The following is a 22,023-nucleotide window of genomic DNA, read 5'->3' as shown; positions in this document are numbered from 1 at the left end:
TGTGGCTTACTCGTCTTCTGGATCCAGACGACGACGGCTGATGATACGCAGCAGACGCCACAGTACCCATGCCAGCAGCACAATGCTGATCGCCGCAAAGATAGCCAGCAGCACCGGATGGTTGGAGAGCGCGAACCAAACGCGTTCAAACCACGGCAGGTGCCCTACATAGTAAATATCGCCCACGCGCAGGCTGCTGACGCCCGATTCACGAATCACCGACACCGAACCGAACATCGCCGCTCGTTTGCCGCTGTCGTTGAGCGCGCTGTTCAGCAGGCTGTAGCCGCTGCTGCTGTCGGCCAGCAGCGCGACGACGCTGCGCTGTTTGTAATACGGAGATTCAAAGCCGACGATGGCCGCCATTGGGCCGTCGGATGTAATCCCCGTCTTCACGCTTGGCTGGCGGTCATCCGCATCCAGGTAGATGCTCGGCAGATCGTTGTGGCGCACCGGCGTTTTCACCCAGCTCTGGGTGGCGTTCACCAGCAGGTCAACGTGTTTGTCATCCTTCAGCTGCTGCGGAATAGAGCCAATCAGCAGCAGGTCGGCGTCTTTATCCTTAATCTGGCTGCCGTCATCCACGATGGTCATGCCGGTCCCGGCGAGACCGGTCTGGCCGCCAATCACGCCAACGGTATTCAGCAAGGTGCTAACCTGCGCTTCAGACGGCGTCTTCGGCATCACAATCACCGTATCAGACAGGTCAGCCATACGAGTGAACGGGAAGCCCGCGTTAGCAAAAGTACGCAGATCCGGCATCGGCAGGAAGTGATAGTACTGGGAGAAGTCAATGGTGGAGTCGTCGCCGATAACCACATGATTCAGCACCGGCTGGAAGGTCACGCAGTTATCGACCGAGCCGCCAGGCATCGGGTTCATATACTGGAAGTCAAAGCGCAGCTGGTTCATGGCCCCCAGACGCAGCGCCGGAATGCTGACGTCGTTTTTACCGTCCAGCAAACCCTGCAGAATAGGCAGACGCAGCAACAGTTTGTTGACGTCCTGAGTGCTGTCCAGGTTAAACGACTGTAAGAACTGGTTGTTGAGGCTGATATCCATGCGCGAGCTGTCTTTGACCGGCGGCATGGTGTAACGGTACTTCAGATCCATATCGATGCCGGTGCTGCGCAGCAGATACAGATCCGGCGGCAGATTCAGCGACAGGTTGATAGATGCAGGCTCCAGACCGCTGGACTGAAGCTGCTGTTCGTAGGTTTTCAGCTCGCCAAAGGTCACCGGACGGTCGGTGCGCACCCAGTTCGGCGCATCGTAAGGCACGCGCGGCTGCAGCGGCTTCACATCGTCCACCGTCACGCTATTGCCACGGAACAAAATGTTGCCTGACGCAATCCCCTGCGCCGCTTTCAGCAGGTCTTTATCATCACGCCCGAAGACCACCAGCAGCTTCAGGTACGGATTGTTCGGATGGTCGATCATTTCGATCGTCGGCGCCTTCACCGCCGGATGATCGCGCAGGAAATCCGGGCGACGATCGTTCGTGGCAAAGACGATCGCGCTGCGCTCCGGCAGCGTGTTGTACAGCACCGGGAAGCTCTGACCGCGCCAGCCGGCTTTCGCGCCGAACCAGGAGGCAATAACCCCCGCAGCCTGCTGTTGCTGTAGGTCAGGCGATGCGGCGAAGACCATCGGCAGATCCAGCGTACGATTATCGCGGGCGTCAAAGAACGGCACCGGGAAATGCGACAGATCGTTGCGAACCTTCAGCGACTGATAGGTTAAGTCCAGCGAACTGCTGCGCCCGACGTCCAGCCAGACGGTCGTGTTTGCCGGGTTTTCACACACGTCGCGATAGTGGCCAATAAACTCGAGGCGCACGCGGTTAAAATCGGTGATGTAAAGCGGATCGACGGCAATCTGCGCCGTGACCTTTTTGCCCAGCTGCTCTTTGGTAACCGGCAGCACATTCATCAGCTCATCGTTCAGATAAACCTTCAGCTGCGAGGTGACCGGCAGCAGCGACGGCGACGGCGTGTAAATCAGATTGAGCAGCGCCTTCGACACCACTTCGTCGCTGCGCATGCCAAACTCGATTCCGCCATCCGGGTTAGCACCGCGCAGCACCATACTTCCCGGCGGCGGCGCGATCTGAGCGAAAGACAGCTTAACGTCACGAGTCGGCGCATCTTGCACGACGACGGGTGCCGTATCGGCTGCTGGAGCCGCCGCATCCTGCTGAACGGACGGCGCAACCGACACATCAGTCGTCGGTGCTGAATACGTCGTGAGCGGCAGTAAACTGCCCATGCCCATCGCCACTGCACAAATCCAGGAAAGGTTTCTTTTCATCGCATAATCATCATTATTGTTGAGCCAAAGCCGATAGCGGGTGCTCGAGAGCCGCCTCACGTTCCGGACGACGCGGTACAAACGAGGCCACCCACGCCACCAGCAAGGTGAGCGACCGGAAAATTTCCTTCGCCACCGGCGGCGCAAACTCGGCCAGATGACGGTAACCACGGAAGCCTAACTTCAGAATATCGAACAAACTTTCCAGCGGTTTGTCTTCCGGGAAGCTGTCCTGCCACAGCGCCCACGTATCCGCGCGCGCAAAGGTACACTGTACAAAATCAATATGCTGACGCGTGCTCATCGGCAGCAGCTTAAGCCCGACTTCGCTGCCCAGTACGCGCACGACCTGCGTTGGGAAGACGTATTCCTGCTGGCCGCGTTTAAGCAGCAGATTCACCTTCTGCTCTTCCAGCACCTGCGCGTCGCCGTTAATGCGAATGCCTACGCCACCGTCAGAGAAGTCGTGCACCGTACAGGAGAACAGGTGACCATCTTCGCGAGCAATCGCGCCCGGCATTTTGATCTCCACGCGATGTGAGCGGCGAACCTGTTTACTTTCCACCGACACGGCCACCGCGCCGCCAAGAATAATCAGGTTATAGAACACCCATATCAGGCTGATCCACACGGTGAGAACCTCGTTCTCCGGGCCATACATATAGCGCCAGATACCAAACGCCACGCCGACCAGGTTTAGCAACACGAGGAAGATATACGGCCGCGAGATAACCCAGTCGACGTACTCTTCCTCCACCAGCCCACCCTTGGCGGTAACGTTGAATTTACCTTTATGCGGGTTGAACAGCGCCACCATGGTGGGGGGCGCGATATACCACGCCAGCACCGTTTCATAGATTTCACTCCAGAACGAGTGGCGGTATTTGCCCTGAATTTTCGAGTTGGTCAGACTGGCGTGAATCATGTGCGGCAGCACGAACAGGGCGATCATCAGCGCAGGCGCATAGATGATGTAGGCGTGCAGCAGCAGGAAGGCCAGCGGTGCGGTCAGGAAGATCAGCCGTGGCACTCCCGATAAGAAGTGGAACATCGCATTAAGGTAGCAAAGCCGCTGCGGCAGCTTCAGTCCTTTGCCCAACAGCGGGTTATCGAGGCGGAAAATCTACACCATTCCGCGCGCCCAGCGGATTCGCTGGCCGATATGCGCCGACAGGCTCTCCGTCGCCAGCCCCGCCGCCTGCGGTAGACGCATATAGGCGGAGGTGTAGCCAAGGCGGTGCAGGCGCAGCGAGGTGTGCGCATCTTCGGTGACCGTCTCGACGGCGATACCGCCGATTTCATCCAGCGGTTTACGACGAATAACCGCACAGGAGCCGCAGAAGAAGGTGGCGTCCCACATGTCGTTACCGTCCTGGACCAGGCCATAGAACAACGTGCCTTCGTTCGGCGTTTTACGGAAGCGCCCCAGGTTACGCTCGAACGGATCCGGCGAGAAGAAGTGGTGCGGCGTCTGCATCATCGCCAGCTTTTTGTCCTTCAGGAACCAGCCCATGGTCATTTGCAGGAACGAGCGCGTCGGCACGTGGTCACAGTCGAAGATAGAGACAAACTCACCTTTCGCCAGCTTCAGCGCATTGTTGATGTTCCCGGCTTTTGCATGTTCATGCGTGGCACGCGCGACGTATTCAACGCCAACATCTTTGGCGAACTGACGAAACTCCTCACGCGCGCCATCGTCGAGGATCCAGATTTTCACTTTGTCTTTCGGCCAGTCGATGCCCAACGACGCGTAAACGGTATTTTTCACCACGTTCAAATCTTCGTTGTAGGTCGGGACAAAAATATCGACGGTCGGCCATGCGTTCATGTCTTTCGGCAGCGGCACCGGGTGGCGGTTCAGCGGCCAGACAACCTGGAAATAGCCCAGCACCAGCACAATCCAGGCATAGGTTTCCGCAAACAGCAGAATCAGTCCGCACACCAGGCTAACCGGATCGTTCCAGTTCAGCGTAGACGTATAGCGCCACCAGATGTAGCGGCAGGAAACCGTCAGCGATAGCACAATCAGCATCAGCGCGGAGAAACGACCGGGAATGCGGCGAACCAGCAGCGCCACGCCCCACAGCAGCATCAGGAAAATAAACTGAGACAGTGGGTTAAACGGTTGGGTAATGCATACCAGCGCCAGCAGCAGCGACAGCCCGACCACGACGCCGAGAATAAACTGGCGCAGCTTCGGATTGAGGTGCGCCAGCTCCTTTTTATGGTCCAGATGGTCGGTTTGCGCATTGATGCGGCCAGGAAGCGCATCCGCCCACTGGTTGTAACGCTCGCGCAGGCGTCCTACGCTCGCGAATGGCCGCCAGCTGATGGGTTTACGCGTCTGCGGCGGTTTACTGGCAATAAGCCAGAATGCCTGTAGCATAAAGCGCAGCGGATCTAACGGCCGCGGGCGCGCGAAATGAATATGCGGGAACAGTTCGTCCTGTCGCGCGCTCAATGCCTGCCAGCACGGGTTCTCCAGCGGCAGGAAAATCCACGCCAGGCCCGTCCACCAACAGGCCAGCGTTGCGGCAAGCCAGGACGCACCGGCGCGCCGATAGCCGACGTAACGCTCGCGCAGACGCGCATAGACCGGCGGAGCAAAAATCACGCGGCCAAGGCGAATCATGATTCGCTCTCTTGCGCAGGGCGATGGCCGGCATAGTGCATCAAACACCAGTTCGCGAGGGTAATCATCTCTTCGGCAGCAAGCGAGTCGTGACGATACTCACCCAGCGGCTGCTTGCTCGCCAGGCTCTCAGCCATCGCTTCGTCGCGATGAACCACGATAGGTAACAGATGACGCTGCGTTTGTAGCCACACCTGGTAGAGGTCTTCCTGTAGCTGGCTGTTAACGCGCAGGTCATTGATAAGAATGTGCGTATTCTGCGGAAACACCTGCTGATGCAGACGAATATGACAGTTGGCATCAGGCTTGACGACGGTCAGCGTATAGTGACAGGCTTCAACCAGCGCAGGCATCCACGGATAGAATCCGTACGGCAGGTCAATCAGGATCCACTGATAGCGCCCTTCACGCTCCAGCGTTTGCGCAAGCGTCGTCACGATAGCCAGCGTTTCGCCCAGCGCCGCAATATGCTGCTGCTCTCCCGCGCGCAGTTTGCCAAACGGCAGTATGTCGATTTGCGCGGTATAGCGCAGCGCAGCATCCCGCCAGTCCAGGCCGTCCAGCGTCGCACGCGCCCAGCCGCTTTCACGAGCGATATCGTCGTTGAATGACAGGCGCAGCATATTATCAGGGCAAGCGTCAATGACCAGCACCGACTCCCCGAGCAGTTGCAATGACCACGCCAGGGCCGCCGTGATTGACGTTGTGCCTACACCACCTCGCACGCCCTGTAATCCCAGAATAGCCATGAGGCTTCCTTATTTTTGTTCGGCTTTTTGTTCTGCAAACTCTGATAGCAGCGGCCAACGCTTAAACGCCGCAGCTAATTTTTCACGCTGGGAAATATCAGTGTAATCTATATTAGGTAGAGAGAAAGCCCGGCTAAGCGCGAGAAAATCGTTCTGGAAAGTGTATCCGAGCTCCGAATCAACGGATGTCGTCGTTTCGTTATCTGGCATTGTTTACTCCCTCTGAAATCAAAGTACGAACGCACCACATCTGTTGAATGGCAACCTTTCCATGAAATTCGTTTATACTGATCATACTTCAGATGGCAGATGAGCCCGTCCGTTTTTACTCATTCCAGCCACATAGTTATGCAATTTTCAGGGGATTTACTCACTTATCGCCTGACGATAACTCGAATTATTTAGAGTATACATGCTAAATCTGATGCTATTTAATTTCAATATTAGGTTTATTCTAGCGATGACACTAGTAAACTTATACTCAGGATTTTCGTCGATAAGAGGGACACGATGAACCCCATATTTTCTATTGGTATCCAGTCACTGTGGGATGAAGTGAGTCATATGCCTGCGGGTGGCGTGTGGTGGGTGAATACTGACCGCCATGAAGATGCCGTGAGTCTGCTGAACCAGACGCTCAGCGCACAGGCCGACTCGGCCAAAGTCGCCGTGGTGAGTATGGGAGAAAATCCTAACGAGCTCATAGCGTTAAAGGAAAATGCTGGCCCGAAAAAAATTTCGCTTTTCGCCATGCATAATAGCCAGAATGGTCTAGACTTTATGCGCCGCGATTTGCTCTGTACGCTCGAACCAAAAGATTATTTCGTTATACTTTTATGCTCTCACAATGCTTGGGAGAATATATCAGGTGAAAAACTCATCGATTGGATAAACAAATCTCAACGATGGGCTAAATACTACCATTGCACTCTCTTAGTTCTAAACCCCGGCAACAATGCGGACGCTCTGACTTCGCTTTTGTTAGGGGGATACGGATCTCTTTCCGGACTTGCGAATTTACGTTACCAGGGTGATAGTCAACTTCTGGATATATCTTATTGGGCGAATGAAAAAGGCGTTAGCGCTCGTCAACAGCTTTTAATTAAACAGAATGACAACGGCTGGCATTTAGCGCAAGACGAGGTCGCAAACGTTCAACCGCGCAGCGATGAAAAACAAGTATTGAGTAACATCGATATTCTTGAAGGGGCGCCAGCGCTTTCTGAACACTGGACGTTATTCGATACCAACGACGCGGTATTTAATGCTGCGCGCACGGCGCAGGCCGCCACGGTCATATTCTCACTCCGCCAGAATAGCCAGGTGGAACAGCTTGCCCATTATATTCATACCCTCCGTCGCCAACGCGGCAGCGCATTAAAAATCATCACCCGTGAAACCACGCCAAGCCTGCGCGCTACCGACGAACGTCTGCTGCTCAGCTGCGGCGCTAACCTGGTCATTTCTGCCAGCGCGCCGCTGTCGCGGAGCCTGACGTTAATTGAAAGCGTGCAAACACAGCAGTTCAATCGTCACGTTCCCGAAGACCTCACCACCTTATTGGCCAATACGGAGCCGCTGAAGCTTAAGGGCTATCAGAAGTGGGATGTATTCTGCGATTCGGTACAGAAGGTGATTAATAACACGCTGCTGCCCGCGGACAGCAAAGGTGTGATGGTCGCGCTGCGTCCTGCGCCAGGGCTGCGCGTCGAACAGGTGCTGACCCTGTGCCGGCCTCACCGCATGGGCGATATCGTGACCATTGCCGACCGGCGGCTGGTGATGTTTTTACCCTTCTGTCGGGTCAACGATCTTGATACGGCGCTGAACCATATTTTCCCGCTGCCTACCGGCGATATCTTCTCGAACCGTATGATTTGGTTTGAAGATAAGCAGATTGCCTCCGAGTTACTGATGATGCGTGAGGTCACGCCGGAACGGTGGACCCAGCCGCTTGATTTAGCGCCGAAACCCAAAAATGTGATTAACGCGACCTACGAAGGTAATAGCTGGCGACGCTACCCAGAACCTCATCGTTTGTCCGCCGATACCGAAGAGAAATCGTCATGATGTCGATAAGCGATATTGTTCAACTGGTTGTGCTATGCGCGCTGTTCTTTTTCCCGCTGGGGTACCTGGTGCGCCATCATCAACATCGTATTGAAAACACCTTCCGTTTGCTGTTTCTTAAACCCCGTTATGTTAAGCCGGTAGGCGTATTACGCCGCGATCTGGCCGTCAGGGCAAAATCAAAAAATGACTAAATCGACGCAAAACGCCGCCGCTACACCGTCCTCATCCTGGCACTACTGGCGGGGTCTGTCCGGCTGGAACTTCTATTTCCTGGTCAAGTTTGGCCTGCTGTGGGCGGGATACCTCAATTTTCACGCCATGCAGAACCTGGTTTTTATGGCCTTCCTGCTGTTCCCACTGCCCAATAGCCGGCTGCACCGCTGGCGGCAGTGGATTGCCATCCCGATCGGTATTGCGCTGTTCTGGCACGATACCTGGCTGCCGGGGCCGGAAAGCATTATGAGCCAGGGCTCGCAGATTGCGGGCTTCAGCGCTGACTATATCTGGGACCTGATCACCCGCTTTATTAACTGGCAGATGGTTGGCGCATTCTTTGTGCTGCTGGTGGCGTGGCTATTCCTCAATCAATGGATCCGCATAACGGTCTTCGTGGTTGCCGCCATGGTATGGATTAACCTGAGCACCCTGGTAGGCCCGTCCTTTAGCCTGTGGCCGACCGGGGAAAGCAGCAGCAGCGCCTCCGCGGCTCCCGCCGGTTCCGCCCCGGCCGCTGCGGCCAGCAGCGCGGCAACCAGCGCCGATATCCCAGCACAAACGGCAGCGCCGACGTCTGACAATCTCAACGCCTGGCTCAATAGTTTTTATGCGTCGGAAAGCAAACGCGCGACGGCCTTCCCGGCACAACTGCCCGAAGATGCCCAGCCGTTTGACCTGCTGGTGATCAACATCTGCTCACTGGCAAACTCTGACCTCGAAGCCGCGGCCCTGATGCAGCACCCGCTGTGGTCGCACTTTGATATTCGCTTTAGCAACTTTAACTCCGCAACGTCCTACAGCGGTCCGGCGGCGATTCGCCTGCTGCGCGCCAGCTGCGGCCAGCCGTCGCACACCAGCCTGTATCAGCCTGCGGGCAATCAGTGCTACCTGTTCGATAATCTGTCGAAGCTGGGCTTCACGCAGCATCTGATGCTGGATCACAACGGCGTATTCGGCGATTTCCTCAAGGAAGTGCGTGAAAATGGCGGTATGCAGAGCCCGCTGATGGATCAGAGCAAACTGCCGGTCAACCTACTGTCCTTCGACGGCTCGCCGGTGTACGACGACCTGGCGGTTCTCAACCGTTGGATGCAGTCGCCGGATATCAAACCAGGCGGACGCTCTGCGACCTTCTATAATATTCTGCCGCTGCACGACGGTAACCACTACCCGGGGCAGAGCAAAACGGCCGACTATAAGGCTCGCGGGCAGAAGCTGTTTGACGAGTTGGATGCCTTCTTTACCGAACTGGAGAAATCGGGTCGTAAAGTGATGGTGGTGGTCGTGCCAGAACACGGCGCTGCGCTACAGGGCGATAAAATGCAGGTTTCCGGTCTGCGCGATATTCCGAGCCCGTCGATTACTCACGTCCCGGCCGCCATCAAGTTCTTTGGCATGAAGGCCCCACATCAGGGAACCGCTATCGACATCAGCCAACCAAGCAGCTATCTCGCCATTTCCGAGCTGGTAGCCCGTGCGGTAGACGGCAAAATCTTCACCGAAGACAGCGTCGATTGGTCGGCATTCACTAGCAATCTGCCGCAAACCGCCGCCGTTTCGGAGAACTCCAACGCGGTCGTAGTGCAATACCAGGGTAAACCGTACGTTCGCCTGAACGGCGGTGCCTGGGTGCCGTACCCGCAATAACCACATGGCCCGGTCAAGTGATGTACCCCCGGGCCGATGCACCTCACGAAAAAGGCCGCAGAGTTTCCCCTGCGGCCCGGTTCGGGCGCATGTTGCCATTACAGCAGCCACAACGCCCCGTCAGGTTAGAACTTGAAGAAGTGACGAATCAGCGCCACTACCAGTGGGCCGACGATGGAAGTCACCACCGCAAGTGCTAACGCCTCATTGAGCGTCATATAACCGCCTGCGTTGCAATGGCAACGGTTCGCGGCTATCCTGTCTTTGTGAAGAGATGTTGACCTGCCCCCACGATTAGATACAACACTCAGTTAGTAACGTCGGAATCTTCATTCTCAGAATGACCCTTTCTCCAGCCCGCTGCAAATTCAGACGGTGTCTGATAATTCAGCGTGGAGTGCGGGCGGCATTCGTTATAATCCTGCCGCCAGTCATTAATAATTTTCCTAGCATGAACGATATCGCTGAACCAGTGCTCATTCAAACATTCATCGCGAAATCGTCCGTTAAAGCTCTCAATAAATCCGTTCTGCGTTGGCTTGCCCGGCTGGATTAAGCGCAACTCAACACCATGCTCAAAGGCCCATTGATCCAGTGCACGGCAAGTGAACTCCGGCCCCTGGTCAGTTCTTATCGTCGCCGGATAGCCTCGAAACAGTGCAATGCTGTCCAGAATACGCGTGACCTGAACGCCTGAAATCCCAAAGGCAACAGTGACCGTCAGGCATTCCTTTGTGAAATCATCGACGCAGGTAAGACACTTGATCCTGCGACCGGTGGAAAGTGCATCCATGACGAAATCCATCGACCAGGTCAGATTGGGCGCCGCCGGACGGAGCAGCGGCAGACGTTCTGTTGCCAGCCCTTTACGACGTCTTCTGCGTTTTACGCCCAGGCCACTGAGGTGATAAAGCCGGTACACGCGCTTATGATTAACATGAAGCCCTTCACGGCGCAGCAACTGCCAAATACGACGGTAGCCAAAACGCCTGCGCTCCAGTGCCAGCTCAGTGATGCGCCCTGATAAATGCGCATCAGCAGCCGGACGGTGAGCCTCATAGCGGCAGGTCGACAGGGATAAACCTGTAAGCCTGCAGGCACGACGTTGCGACAGACCGGTCGCATCACACATCAACATCACGGCTTCCCGCTTCTGGTCTGTCGTCAGTACTTTCGCCCAAGAGCCACCTGAAGCGCCTCTTTATCCAGCATGGCTTCGGCAAGCAGCTTCTTGAGTCTGGCGTTCTCTTCCTCAAGCGACTTCAGGCGCTTAACTTCAGGCACCTCCATACCGCCATACTTCTTACGCCAGATGTAAAACGTGGCATCGGAAATGGCATGCTTGCGGCAGAGTTCACGGGCGGGTACCCCAGCTTCGGCTTCGCGGAGAATACTGATGATCTGTTCGTCGGAAAAACGCTTCTTCATGGGGATGTCCTCATGTGGCTTATGAAGACATTACTAACATCGGGGTGTACTAATCAACGGGGAGCAGGTCAATGTGGATGCCCTCGTAAGTTGCCAGGTTAAAACCAAACAACGTGCGGGGGCTTTCTCTTTCCAGCAACATATGCCGCCGGGGATCAAGCCCCCGCAACATTGCGCCTCACCGGGAAGGCCCGGCTTACGTCCGATACTACTGCAAACCGTCCCGTCGCTCGCCGCCACCCGCTCACTTTCAGAATTGCGCCCGAGAACGAAAAAGGCCGCAGAGTTTTACCCCTGCGGCCCTGATACTGCGTCTATAGCAAGTTAGAGGCTTTTTTCCGGATTTTCATCCTGATCGACGGCGAAACACGCCACCAGCTGACCGCCATAATCTTTCAACTGCGGCTGGAGCTGTGTACATGGCCCAAATCGGCGGCGGCAGCGGGCGTTAAACGCGCAGCCCGGCGGCGGGTTAAGCGGGCTTGGCAGCTCGCCGGTGAGTTTAATGCGCTCACGACGTTCGTCCGGATTCAGACGCGGCGTTGCCGACAACAGCGCCTGGGTGTACGGGTGCTGTGGATTATTGAAGATCTGATCCTTACTCCCCTTCTCCACGCAGCGGCCCAGGTACATCACCATGACTTCATCAGCAATATGCTCTACCACCGACAGGTCGTGGGAGATAAAAACATAGGACAGCCCCAGATCCTGCTGCAAATCCATCATCAGGTTCAGCACCTGCGCGCGCACGGAAACGTCGAGTGCGGACACCGGTTCATCGGCAATCACCACATCCGGATCCAGCATCAGACCGCGGGCGATAGCAATACGCTGGCGCTGACCGCCGGAGAACATATGCGGATAGCGATCGTAGTGCTCGGTTTTCAGACCCACCTTCGCCATCATCGCCAGCGCTTTTTCACGACGCTGCTCTTTGCTGAGCGGGGTGTTAATCAACAGCGGCTCTTCCAGAATCTGTCCCACTTTTTTACGCGGGTTCAGGGAACCGTACGGATTCTGGAACACAATCTGGATCTTCTGCCGGCGCAGCTTTTGCGCATGCGGGTCGTGCTTGAGCAAGTCCTGCCCCTGGTAATACAGCTCACCGCCGGTCGGCACTTCAATCATCGTTAACAGGCGACCCAGAGTGGATTTACCACAGCCGGATTCCCCCACCACCGCCAGCGTTTTACCGCGTTCGAGGGTAAAGGAGACGCCGTCCAGCGCCTTCACCAGCCGTTCCGGGGCAAACATGCCCTTCTTCACCGGGTAGTGTTTTTTCAAGTCAATGGCTTGCAGCAGCGGCTGCTGCGAGGTGGCCTCGTGCGTACTCATAGTGTGGGCCTCCCGGCATCATCGAGTGGATAGTGACATTTCGACTGGCGAGCACCGTCAACGGTGTTCAGCTCAGGCTCTACGCTGCGGCATTTTTCCGTGGCATACGGGCAGCGCGGGTTGAGCAGACAGCCATTCGGGCGGTCGTACTTACCCGGCACCACGCCCGGCAGGGAAGCCAGACGCGCTTTGTCCTGAGCAAACTCCGGCAGCGCGCGCAGCAAGGCCTGAGTATACGGATGGCGCGGCGCGCGGAAGATATCGCTGGCGGCGCCCGTCTCCACCACCTGACCGGCATACATGACGATAATTTTGTGCGCCGCTTCGGCCACCAGCGCCAGATCGTGAGTAATCAGGATCAGCGCCATATTCTCTTTTTGCTGCAATTCAAGCAGCAGCTCGATGATCTGCGCCTGGATGGTGACGTCCAGCGCGGTCGTCGGTTCATCGGCAATCAGCAGCTTCGGACGGCAAGCGATCGCCATCGCGATCATCACGCGCTGGCTCATCCCACCGGAAAGCTGGTGCGGATAAACGTCCAGACGCGAGGCCGGATCCGGAATACCGACCTGGTTGAGCAGATCAATCGCCCGCTGACGGCGGGTTTTCTTATTACCGCCCTGGTGCACCTTGATGGCTTCCATAATCTGGAAGCCGACGGTGTAGCACGGGTTCAGGCTGGTCATCGGATCCTGGAAGATCATCGCCACTTCGGCACCGACCAGGTTACGACGCTCCTTCTCAGAGATTCGTTTCAGATCCTGGCCGTTGAACTGCAGGCTTTCCGCCATTACGCGGCCCGGGTAATCAATCAGCCCCATAATCGCCAGCGAGCTGACTGATTTACCGGAGCCGGACTCACCGACGATACCGACCACTTCCCCCTGGCTCACGCTATAGCTCACGCGATCCACGGCCTTAAACGGTGTGCCTTCATCGCCGAAGTGCACCGATAATTTATCTACATTTAATAACGCCATCTCGAACCTCTTACTGCTTCAGTTTGGGATCGAGCGCGTCACGCAGACCGTCACCCATCAGGTTAAATGCCAGCACCGTCAGCAGGATTGCCAGCCCCGGGAAGGTCACGACCCACCAGGCGCTTTGCGCAAACTGCAGAACGTCAGAGAGCATGGTGCCCCATTCCGGCGTGGGCGGCTGTGCGCCCATCCCCAGGAAGCCGAGGGCAGCCATATCGAGAATGGCGTTAGAGAAACCGAGCGAGGCCTGAACAATCAGCGGCGCAAGGCAGTTCGGGAAAATATTGACGAACATCTGGCGCATTGCGCCAGCGCCCGCGACGCGTGAGGCCGTAACGTAGTCGCGGTTCACTTCCACCAGCACGGCAGCACGGGTTAAGCGAACGTAGTGCGGCAGGGCCACAAACGTCAACGCCAGCGCGGCGTTACCAATTGATGGGCCGAAGATGGCCACCAGCACCAGCGCCAGCAGCAGGCTTGGCAGCGCCAGCATGATGTCGACGACGCGCATAATGATGTTATCGACCAGCCCGCCGAAATAACCGGCAACCAGCCCAAGAACGACCCCCATGATCAGCGACAGGACAACCACCAGGCACCCGACCAGCAGCGACAGGCGCGCGCCGTACATCAGCCGCGACAGTACGTCACGCCCCACATCATCGGTACCAAATAAGTGTGCCCACGAGCCGCCCTCCTGCCATGCAGGTGGCGCTAGCAGCGTATCGCGGAACTGATCCGCCGGGTTATACGGCGCAATCCAGTTGGCGAAAATGGCAATAAACAGCACGATGACCACGTACACCAGGCCAACGACCGCGCCCTTATTGCGTTTAAAGTAGTGCCAGAATTCCTGTAACGGGGTCATCGGCACCGGTGCTTTATTCTCAGTAACTTGTGACATGACGGCCCCTTACTTCTTATGACGAATGCGCGGGTTCACCACGCCGTACAGCAGGTCTACCAGCAGGTTGACGAGAATAATCATCGTCGCCACCAGCAGCACGCCGCCCTGCACTACCGGATAGTCACGGCGCTGCAAGGCATCAATCAGCCAGCGACCCAGCCCCGGCCAGGAGAAGATGGTTTCCGTCAAAATTGCGCCTGCCAGCAGCGTGCCGACCTGCAGACCGATAACGGTGACAACCGGCAGCATGGCATTGCGCAGCGCGTGGACGATAATCACACGCATGCGGGTCAGCCCTTTGGCGCGCGCGGTACGGATGTAGTCTTCGCCCAGCACTTCCAGCATCGAGGAGCGCGTCATACGCACGATCACCGCCAGCGGAATGGTCCCCAGCACGATGGCGGGCAGAATCATATGCGCCAGCGCGTCGATAAAGTTGCCCTCTTCCCCCCAGATGGCGGTATCAATCAGCATAAAGCCGGTCAAAGGGTTTGAGTCGTCGAGAAACACCATGTCACTCACGCGCCCGGATACCGGCGTCAGGTTCCAGTGAACCGACACCAGCATAATCAGCATCATGCCCCACCAGAAAATCGGCATGGAATAGCCGGTCAGCGCAAGGCCAACGGCGGTGTGATCGAAGATAGAACCGCGTTTAACCGCAGCCAGTACGCCCACCGGAATCCCCACGGCGACGGCGAAAATCATGGCGCAAATACCGAGTTCCAGCGTCGCTTTAAAGCGCGGCACGAACTCATCCCACACCGGGAGTCGGCTCTTTAATGAAATGCCTAAGTCACCGTGCAGTACGCCCCAGATATAGTGGAGGTACTGTTGCCACATCGGCTTATCCAGGCCGAGTTCGGCCAGAAGCTGGGCATGGCGCTCAGGGGAAATACCACGCTCGCCGGCCATAATCATCACCGGATCGCCGGGGATCATATGCACGAAGGCAAACGTAAGGAGGGTGATACCGATAAACGTTGGGATCACCAGACCCAACCGTTTGAGGATGAACTGCAACATAACCCTGATTCTCTCTAATGACGTCCCGCCTGGTCACAGGCCGTCTGTATTGCTCACAAATCTGCCGCCCTCGCCAAACGCGAGAGGCGCAGATACGGCGCGGCTTCCCACCCCAAGGGGGGCAGGAAGCATGCGCTGCCTGTTAAGGCGTCGTCTTTATTATTCGATAGATACGTTGTCGAAGTGGTGCTTACCTAACGGGTCAACCACATAGCCTTTGACTTCTTTACGCACCGGCTCGTATACGGTGGAGTGTGCAATGATCAGCGCCGGAGCCTGATCGTGCATCACCACCTGCGCCTGCTTGTACAGTTCAACGCGTTTCTCGTGGTTGTCGGTCGCACGTGCCGGCTGAATCAGGTCTTCAAACGGCTTGTAGCACCAGCGAGAGTAGTTAGAGCCGTCTTTCGCTGCCGCGCAGCTGAACAGCGTCGCGAAGAAGTTATCCGGATCCCCGTTGTCGCCGGTCCAGCCCATCATCACGGCCTGGTGTTCGCCCGCTTTCGCGCGCTTGAGGTATTCGCCCCACTCGTAGGTGACGATTTTGGCCTGCACGCCGATCTTCGCCCAGTCAGCCTGAATCATCTCCGCCATACGGCGCGCGTTCGGGTTGTACGGACGCTGTACCGGCATCGCCCACAGCTCAACGGTGAAGCCTTTATCCTGACCCGCTTCTTTCAGCAGCGCCTTGGCTTTTTCCGGATCGTAGCTGTAGTCTTTGACGTCGTCGTTATAGCCCCACATGGTTGGCGGGATCAGGTTTTTCGCGGCTACGCCAGCGCCCTGATAAACGGCCTTGATGATCGCTTCTTTGTTGACCGCGTAGGTCAGCGCCTGGCGCACTTTCACGTCATCAAACGGTTTTTTCTCGGTGTTGAAGGAGAGGTAACCCACGTTCAGGCCAGCCTGTTCCATCAGGTTGATGCTCTTGTCTTCTTTCATGCGCGCGATGTCGGCCGGGTTCGGGTACGGCATCACCTGGCACTCGTTCTTCTGCAGCTTGGCATAACGCACGGACGCGTCAGGCGTGATGGAGAAGACCAGACGGTCGATCTGCGGCTTGGTGCCCCAGTAGCCCGGGAACGCTTTGTACAGAATACGCGAGTCTTTCTGGTATTGCTGCAGCTGGAATGGACCGGTACCGATTGGGTTCAGGTCAACTTTCTCCGGCGTGCCGGCTTTCAGCATGTTGTCAGCATATTCTTTGGACAGAATAGACGCGAAGTCCATCGCCAGGTCAGCCAGGAATGGCGCTTCCGGGCGAGTCAGCACGAACTGGACGGTGTTATCGTCGACTTTTTTCACTTCGCTAATCAGGTCTTGCAGGCCCATACCTTCGAAGTATTCATAGCTGCCGCCAGAGACTTTGTGGTACGGGTTTTGTGCGTTTTTCTGACGGTCGAAGGAGAAGACGATATCGTCGGCGTTCATATCACGCGTCGGTTTAAAGTCTTTATTGTCCTGCCACTTCACGCCCTGACGCAGGTGGAAGGTATAGGTTTTGCCGTCCGGGCTGATGTCCCATTTCTCAGCCAGACCCGGGACGATTTCCGTGGTACCGGTTTTGAATTCAACCAGACGGTTATAAATAGGTACGGAGCTGGCATCATAGGTGGTACCAGACGTAAAGAGCTGTGGGTTAAAGCCTTCCGGCGAGCCTTCTGAACAATAAACCAGGGTTTTGGCCTGTACGCTGGCAGCAACGGTCATCGCGACCAGGCTGAGGCCCAGCTTCAGCATCCCTGACTTCTTCAAGGAAATACTCATTATTCTGCTCCAATGTGATATGTGTTGTTTTTACCCTTTGCATTGGGTTACACCGCCTGGCCTTATTTATTTTTTACCCGGCTTGGTCGATGCGTAGTAGAGGCGGGATTCCTTTCACTGGAACATCTGAGTTGCAGCGCGGATTCTCCATGAAATGCCCCTCATGCCCTACAATCTGTCAACAGAATGTGAAAACGTCAATACAGTTAACCGGGATTTGTATTGAAGGTGAGAATGGATGGGCAAAGATTAAAAAAAACCCGAAGCGCTATTTTCAGCAGAGAAATTTATGCTATGGGCGATAAGGCAGAGTTATCCACTTAATAATTTGCAACATTCAGTGATTAACAATTAGCCATAATGAGAAAAATTTCTTTCGATATGCTGATTATCTGAGCGATTAATGCCGCGAACGTTAAAACGCACAGGTGAAAATGCTGAGGTTACCCATAAGCAGCGTAAAAAAAGATCCCGCTATGCATATAAAAATACAATGGAATATGTCACAGAATTGTGAACAAACAGGTTAAGAGTTTGCGGCGAAGAGCGGGCCGAATGGGAGGTTGTTGCCGGATGGCGGCATGAATGCCTTATCCGGCCTACAGACTACAGATGCAAAAAAGCCGCTCATTGAGCGGCTTTTTCTAATTTGGTCGGTGATAGAGGATAACTCGCCACTTCGTGGCTCGCCCTGCGGGCCGTTGCTGACGCAACGTTCTCTCGCTGCGCTCGGGTCGAACCTCTTACCCCCGGAGATTCTCATCCTCTATCCGGGCTACAGATGCAAAAAAGCCGCTCATTGAGCGGCTTTTTCTAATTTGGTCGGTGATAGAGGATTCGAACCTCCGACCCCTTCGTCCCGAACGAAGTGCGCTACCAGGCTGCGCCAATCACCGAATGCGGCGCATCTTACTGCTGCGCCCCGCCCTCGTCAATCCCTTATTTTACAAAAGCCCTTCGTTCGGCCAGAAAGCCATCACTGCGCCGCTTTTTTCGCCTCGGGGACATGACACCAGTTATTACGCTCGTTGATACCGCCATCCGGGGAAGTGTACCCCAGACAGCCCATGATAGTGTCATAAAGCTCAACGTGGCGCTTCGGCTGTTTCATTGCCGCCTGCTGTTGCAGGTAAGCGAATGACTTCGCATGGTCCGGGTTTTCCAGATACTTATCAGACATCCAGACCAGCATCGGGACACGGAACTGCTCCGGCGGAGCCATCTTACGCGGCGTGCCGTGCAGACGCTCGTGGTTGTTAATCGACTCGCCGTGGTCTGCGGCATAGAAGACGATCGCCTTCTTATCGCGCAGCTGATCGAAAATGTTCACCAGGAAATGGTCAACGTAGGTGATCGAGTTATCGTACGAGTTAATCAGCTCCGCTTTGCTGCACTTATCGTCCACGTTCACGCACTCCGGCGTCCACTTCGCAAAGCTGCGCGGGTAGCGCTGGGTGTAGTTAAAGTGCGACCCCTTCGTGTGGATAATAATCAGATGTTTACCATCAACGCCGGTGCGCGCCAGCACGTTTTTCATTTCGTCCGCCAGCAGCATGTCATCCACTGCCTTACCACGGTTACGCGGTTCGGCACCGATTTGCTCACGGTAGGCGATGTTATTCGCCATGGTGTTGCTGTAGAACCACAGCTCGCTCTGCATGGCCAGGAGATCGCCGGTAAAGCCTAGCTGATGGAGTACTGCAAACACGTTCTGCTCTTTCAGCGTCCGCTGCGGGTTATCGCTGGCCCCGCCCTGACGGACGAACATACAGCGCAACGAGAGCTTGGTAGCGGTGTCGCAGGAGTAGCCGCGGAACGCCACCAGATTTTTTTCCTTTGCCAGCCCCGGCGTGGTATCTCGCCCATAGCCAAACAGGCTCATATGATCCCAACGGGTCGTTTCGCCGATGACAAACACCAGATAGGTGTCATCAATATCTTTCGGCGCAACATAGGTAAACTTTTTCGCCGGATCGATAAGCTCGTTAGTATCAAGGGACTCATCGACCTGCGTCCAGCCGTACAGGCTCAGCGCAGAAACCCAGTTGCTCGGCAGATAAGAGTTAGCCAGTACGCCGCCATAGCTCGGCATATCCACCTGTGACAGCCGCTCAGTATCTTTCAGATGCGACTCCATCAAGCGAATAGGGCCCCATACCAGCAGTGCCGTCACCAGCACAATACCGACGCCGCGTAAACGCTGCCCCCGCGTCATAAGCTGATAGAGCAGCGTGTCACGCGCCTGGTTAAACCAAATAAACACCAGCGGTACGATGCTGGTCAGCACCAGCCAGGAAATAAAATGCCAGCCCACCACCTCTTTGGAAAGATCGATATCGGGGGTCATAACCGAAGCAATAATGCCATAGCCAATCACGACATTAAGGTTGGTCATGTAGTAGCTGGCACCGGAGGAGATTAGCACAACGGCCGTTGCCAGCACTTTCCACATCCGGCGTCCACCGAGCGACAGCAGGCGCAGTAAAAAGAACGTCACCAGCAGCGTGCCGACCAGCTCAATGACGATAGAAATCCCTTTCTCGACATTAAAGTCCGCAAGGTAGCCGCCAAAACGGCGAACCAACACGGAATAGTTCATAAACCAGCCGATGTACACTGCCAGCAGAAGGCTCAGCTTCTGCTGGGACATCGCTTTGATATATCTCATTCGAAAAACCCTGGAAAAAGGGGAAAAAAAACCAGTTACAAATCACAGAATTAGTAAGCCAGTTAATAATATGCGTCATACCCACCGGGCCGCATTTGCAAGCGCGCTAAGTAGACAACAGGAAAGGGGAAAAGTATTCGCTACGAATGTGATCAGGCCAAATATTTACAAAAATATTTGGCCTGAATCATTTTATTGAGGAGGGCAATACGATTAGGCGTGGGCCTGATGCAACATTTCGGTTCGCGGCTGACGAATGGTGGTGGACAGCGCCAACGAGATAATCAGCAGCGCGAAAATCACGCAGAAGGTCACGTAGAAGCCGCCGAACAGGGAAGCAATCAGCGAACCGCAGATGCTGCCGATACCGAAGCCTAAGTAAATCACGCCGTAGTTTTTCGCCAGATTGTTCAGGCCGAAGAACTCGCTCACCAGCGATGGGAATACGGTGATAGTCCCGCCGAAGTTAAAGGCGACACAGGCGATAGCGGCGAAGAAAGTCACTTCATTGAGCGGAGCGAATAGCAGCGCCGCCATGCCCACCAGCGAGATAATCTGACCGATAGTAATCACGCGAATTCGTGCGATTTTATCGGACAGGATACCCAGCACCAGACGACCGCTGAGGTTAGCAATGGAGATGACGGTGACAGCATTTGCCGCAGTCGCCAAATCCAGATGAACCATGCCCTGAGCAATATCTTTCGCTACGCCAATGACATACAGGCCGCTCATGCAGGCGGTCAGGAACATAACTGCCAGCATCCAGTACTGTGGTTTACGCATGGACTCAGCCAGCGTAAAGTCGTTCGCCACCACGCCATTGCTGCTTTTCACTTCCTGATTTGGCGCATCTTTCATCAGCATCGCGCCGAAGACAATCATCACCAGCACAATCGCGCCCCAAATCATAAAGGTATTTTCCAGGCCGACGGTTGCCAGCAGGTGGCTATCGATAAATTTAAATCCGAGGCTACCCAGACCATACGCACCGATAGCAAAGGCGGAAATTAACCCTTTACGTTCCGGGAACCATTTCACGCAGTTGGAGAGCGTGAGCAGATAACCTGCGCCGTCCGCCAGGCCAACAATGATCCCTGCGCTGAGCCACAGCATCATCAGGCTGTTCGCATGGGCAGTCAGGAAGAAGCCCACGCCTAACAGGATGCCGGAAGCAATGGTGACATTCTTCACGCCAAAGCGTTCTTGCAGTTTACCGGCAACGGAAGAGGACAGCGCCAGACCCAGGCTTAGCAAACCGAAAGAAAATGCCACCTGGTTGACCGACGCGTCCAGCTTGCTGGACAACGCGCTGTTAAACAGGCTCCAGGTATAAACGGAACCTAAGGCAAACTGAGTAATAATGGTGCCGAGCAATGTCAGCCAGCGGGTGTGATTTTGGGTTGCAGCGTTCATGATGAAGATGCCTTCTTGAATTAACTGCTGCTAACGATAACGAAGTTAGCATTTTCGCAGGTCCAAAAAGGCATGAAATGCATTCAGAGCGGAATAAAATGCATCAGCAGCGGAATGAATGACATTGAAAAAACAATTACTACACTGAATATATCGCGTATTTAAAAGCGCGCGCTGACGCCCATGGTATAAAGATAATTCGCCCCTGCCGCCATATTGTCCGCCTGCGACAACGCCGCATAGGCCGCCAGATGTGAGTTCAGTAACATGTCGGCCCCGACGGTCACATCAACCCAGTTACCGTCCTGCGTCGTCGTGGGCATCCGATTGAGGCCGGACTGCGCTTTCCACTGATTCTCGCCAAACTGCTGGTTGTAGCTGATCTGGGCCCACGGGCGAATGCCCAGCCACGGGTGCGAATCAACGCGCCACCCGAGCGTACTGACGCTCGCATGCCAGAGCGGATCGGTCTGGCTACCGGCATTCGCCGTATCGCCAAACTCATTCCACATATAGCCCGGCGATCCGTCATAGTGCCACGTCACAACCGGCCCGGTGGTCATGCTCTCGGTCAGCGGAAAATTCCAGCCAACGCTCATGGTTTTGGTCGCATCCAGCGGCGTCGTATCCGGAAGGTTCATATTCAACCCCGCGCCGGTTTGCACGGCTTCAATACGCTCAGCCAGAATGTCATCGTACCGCGGTTGGTGATCGCTATCCCATGTATAGCGCGCCGCAGTATTACTTTTCGCATCAGTCACGATATATTCCTGTTGCCAGGCATTCGCATGTGGTGATAGTAACATCCACACGAAAACCGACGCTGGCGCAGCACATCGCCAAAGGCCATTGCATTTCTTATTATTCAT

The 22,023-nt window shown here is 55.5% G+C and carries 15 protein-coding genes, 1 tRNA gene, 1 other RNA gene and 1 pseudogene; 3 read left to right on the top strand and 15 right to left on the bottom strand.

The genetic code is table 11. The features are described from left to right. Positions 1-6 precede the first annotated feature (6 nt). The 4 genes and pseudogenes from bcsB to bcsR all read right to left on the bottom strand — a co-directional run bounded on the left by bcsB (position 7) and on the right by bcsR (position 5,901). A complete protein-coding gene (bcsB, locus tag H7R76_RS01360) occupies positions 7-2,310 on the bottom strand; it encodes a cellulose biosynthesis cyclic di-GMP-binding regulatory protein BcsB (protein WP_182966805.1) in 2,304 nt (767 codons plus the stop codon). A gap of 13 nt (positions 2,311-2,323) precedes the next feature. Continuing rightward, positions 2,324-4,942: pseudogene (bcsA, locus tag H7R76_RS01355) on the bottom strand (UDP-forming cellulose synthase catalytic subunit). Next, positions 4,939-5,691, bottom strand: a complete 753-nt coding sequence (gene bcsQ / locus H7R76_RS01350; RefSeq protein ID WP_182966804.1) for a cellulose biosynthesis protein BcsQ — start codon at positions 5,689-5,691, stop codon at positions 4,939-4,941. Before bcsQ ends, bcsA begins: the two are co-directional and overlap by 4 nt. Positions 5,692-5,700: 9 nt before the next feature. Next, positions 5,701-5,901, bottom strand: a complete 201-nt coding sequence (gene bcsR / locus H7R76_RS01345; protein ID WP_106925027.1) for a cellulose biosynthesis protein BcsR — start codon at positions 5,899-5,901, stop codon at positions 5,701-5,703. Positions 5,902-6,201: 300 nt separating this feature from the next. Between bcsR and bcsE the strand changes: the two genes are divergently transcribed. Genes bcsE through bcsG form a run of 3 tightly spaced genes read left to right on the top strand, consistent with a single transcriptional unit; the run spans position 6,202 to position 9,627 of the window. After that, on the top strand, positions 6,202-7,761 hold the full coding sequence (gene bcsE, locus H7R76_RS01340) for a cellulose biosynthesis protein BcsE (protein WP_106925026.1): 1,560 nt from the start codon (positions 6,202-6,204) through the stop codon (positions 7,759-7,761). Further along, a complete protein-coding gene (bcsF, locus tag H7R76_RS01335) occupies positions 7,758-7,955 on the top strand; it encodes a cellulose biosynthesis protein BcsF (RefSeq protein ID WP_106925025.1) in 198 nt (65 codons plus the stop codon). Before bcsE ends, bcsF begins: the two co-directional genes overlap by 4 nt. Next, positions 7,948-9,627, top strand: a complete 1,680-nt coding sequence (bcsG, locus tag H7R76_RS01330; RefSeq protein WP_182966802.1) for a cellulose biosynthesis protein BcsG — start codon at positions 7,948-7,950, stop codon at positions 9,625-9,627. The genes bcsF and bcsG overlap by 8 nt, the downstream gene beginning before the upstream one ends. A 307-nt stretch (positions 9,628-9,934) precedes the next feature. Here bcsG and H7R76_RS01325 read toward each other — a convergent pair. The 11 genes from H7R76_RS01325 to H7R76_RS01275 form a co-directional block, all read right to left on the bottom strand. Further along, positions 9,935-11,055, bottom strand: a protein-coding gene (locus tag H7R76_RS01325; RefSeq protein WP_096147877.1) for an IS3-like element ISSen4 family transposase whose coding sequence is annotated in 2 segments (ribosomal slippage) — positions 9,935-10,797 and positions 10,797-11,055 — 1,122 coding nt in all. Because the reading frame shifts where the segments join, the coding sequence is not laid out codon by codon here. Between the two features lie 324 nt (positions 11,056-11,379). Continuing rightward, entirely contained in the window at positions 11,380-12,390 is a 1,011-nt protein-coding gene (gene dppF / locus H7R76_RS01320; protein ID WP_106925023.1) for a dipeptide ABC transporter ATP-binding subunit DppF, read from the bottom strand. Continuing rightward, on the bottom strand, positions 12,387-13,370 hold the full coding sequence (gene dppD, locus H7R76_RS01315) for a dipeptide ABC transporter ATP-binding protein (protein ID WP_106925022.1): 984 nt from the start codon (positions 13,368-13,370) through the stop codon (positions 12,387-12,389). Before dppD ends, dppF begins: the two co-directional genes overlap by 4 nt. A gap of 10 nt (positions 13,371-13,380) precedes the next feature. Beyond that, a complete protein-coding gene (gene dppC, locus H7R76_RS01310) occupies positions 13,381-14,274 on the bottom strand; it encodes a dipeptide ABC transporter permease DppC (RefSeq protein ID WP_106925021.1) in 894 nt (297 codons plus the stop codon). Between the two features lie 9 nt (positions 14,275-14,283). Continuing rightward, positions 14,284-15,303, bottom strand: a complete 1,020-nt coding sequence (gene dppB / locus H7R76_RS01305; RefSeq protein ID WP_064541180.1) for a dipeptide ABC transporter permease DppB — start codon at positions 15,301-15,303, stop codon at positions 14,284-14,286. A gap of 159 nt (positions 15,304-15,462) precedes the next feature. Next, complete coding sequence (gene dppA, locus H7R76_RS01300) at positions 15,463-17,070, bottom strand: dipeptide ABC transporter periplasmic-binding protein DppA (RefSeq protein ID WP_106925020.1); 1,608 nt, start codon at positions 17,068-17,070, stop codon at positions 15,463-15,465. A gap of 650 nt (positions 17,071-17,720) precedes the next feature. Next, a non-coding RNA gene (locus tag H7R76_RS01295) (RtT sRNA) lies at positions 17,721-17,854 on the bottom strand. Between the two features lie 35 nt (positions 17,855-17,889). Continuing rightward, a tRNA-Pro gene (locus tag H7R76_RS01290) sits at positions 17,890-17,966 on the bottom strand. 80 nt (positions 17,967-18,046) lie between these two features. Further along, positions 18,047-19,738 (bottom strand): kdo(2)-lipid A phosphoethanolamine 7''-transferase, encoded by a 1,692-nt coding sequence (gene eptB, locus H7R76_RS01285; protein ID WP_182966800.1) that lies wholly within the window; start codon positions 19,736-19,738, stop codon positions 18,047-18,049. A gap of 213 nt (positions 19,739-19,951) precedes the next feature. Further along, positions 19,952-21,154, bottom strand: coding sequence for an L-lactate MFS transporter (locus H7R76_RS01280; RefSeq protein ID WP_182966798.1), 1,203 nt, complete (start codon positions 21,152-21,154; stop codon positions 19,952-19,954). A gap of 161 nt (positions 21,155-21,315) precedes the next feature. Next, complete coding sequence (locus tag H7R76_RS01275; RefSeq protein WP_182929851.1) at positions 21,316-22,023, bottom strand: autotransporter outer membrane beta-barrel domain-containing protein; 708 nt, start codon at positions 22,021-22,023, stop codon at positions 21,316-21,318.

Origin of the sequence: Klebsiella sp. WP8-S18-ESBL-06 (assembly GCF_014169755.1) — a bacterium.
GTDB lineage: Bacteria > Pseudomonadota > Gammaproteobacteria > Enterobacterales > Enterobacteriaceae > Kluyvera > Kluyvera ascorbata_B.
This window is presented reverse-complemented; position numbering and strand designations above follow the sequence as displayed.

Coding starts and splice junctions, on each gene's coding strand:
- bcsB (WP_182966805.1), bottom strand. CDS start 2,310: ATGAAAAGAAACCTTTCCTGGATTTGTGCAGTGGCGATGGGCATGGGC.
- bcsQ (WP_182966804.1), bottom strand. CDS start 5,691: ATGGCTATTCTGGGATTACAGGGCGTGCGAGGTGGTGTAGGCACAACG.
- bcsR (WP_106925027.1), bottom strand. CDS start 5,901: ATGCCAGATAACGAAACGACGACATCCGTTGATTCGGAGCTCGGATAC.
- bcsE (WP_106925026.1), top strand. CDS start 6,202: ATGAACCCCATATTTTCTATTGGTATCCAGTCACTGTGGGATGAAGTG.
- bcsF (WP_106925025.1), top strand. CDS start 7,758: ATGATGTCGATAAGCGATATTGTTCAACTGGTTGTGCTATGCGCGCTG.
- bcsG (WP_182966802.1), top strand. CDS start 7,948: ATGACTAAATCGACGCAAAACGCCGCCGCTACACCGTCCTCATCCTGG.
- dppF (WP_106925023.1), bottom strand. CDS start 12,390: ATGAGTACGCACGAGGCCACCTCGCAGCAGCCGCTGCTGCAAGCCATT.
- dppD (WP_106925022.1), bottom strand. CDS start 13,370: ATGGCGTTATTAAATGTAGATAAATTATCGGTGCACTTCGGCGATGAA.
- dppC (WP_106925021.1), bottom strand. CDS start 14,274: ATGTCACAAGTTACTGAGAATAAAGCACCGGTGCCGATGACCCCGTTA.
- dppB (WP_064541180.1), bottom strand. CDS start 15,303: ATGTTGCAGTTCATCCTCAAACGGTTGGGTCTGGTGATCCCAACGTTT.
- dppA (WP_106925020.1), bottom strand. CDS start 17,070: ATGAGTATTTCCTTGAAGAAGTCAGGGATGCTGAAGCTGGGCCTCAGC.
- eptB (WP_182966800.1), bottom strand. CDS start 19,738: ATGAGATATATCAAAGCGATGTCCCAGCAGAAGCTGAGCCTTCTGCTG.
- H7R76_RS01280 (WP_182966798.1), bottom strand. CDS start 21,154: ATGAACGCTGCAACCCAAAATCACACCCGCTGGCTGACATTGCTCGGC.
- H7R76_RS01275 (WP_182929851.1), bottom strand. CDS start 22,023: ATGAATAATAAGAAATGCAATGGCCTTTGGCGATGTGCTGCGCCAGCG.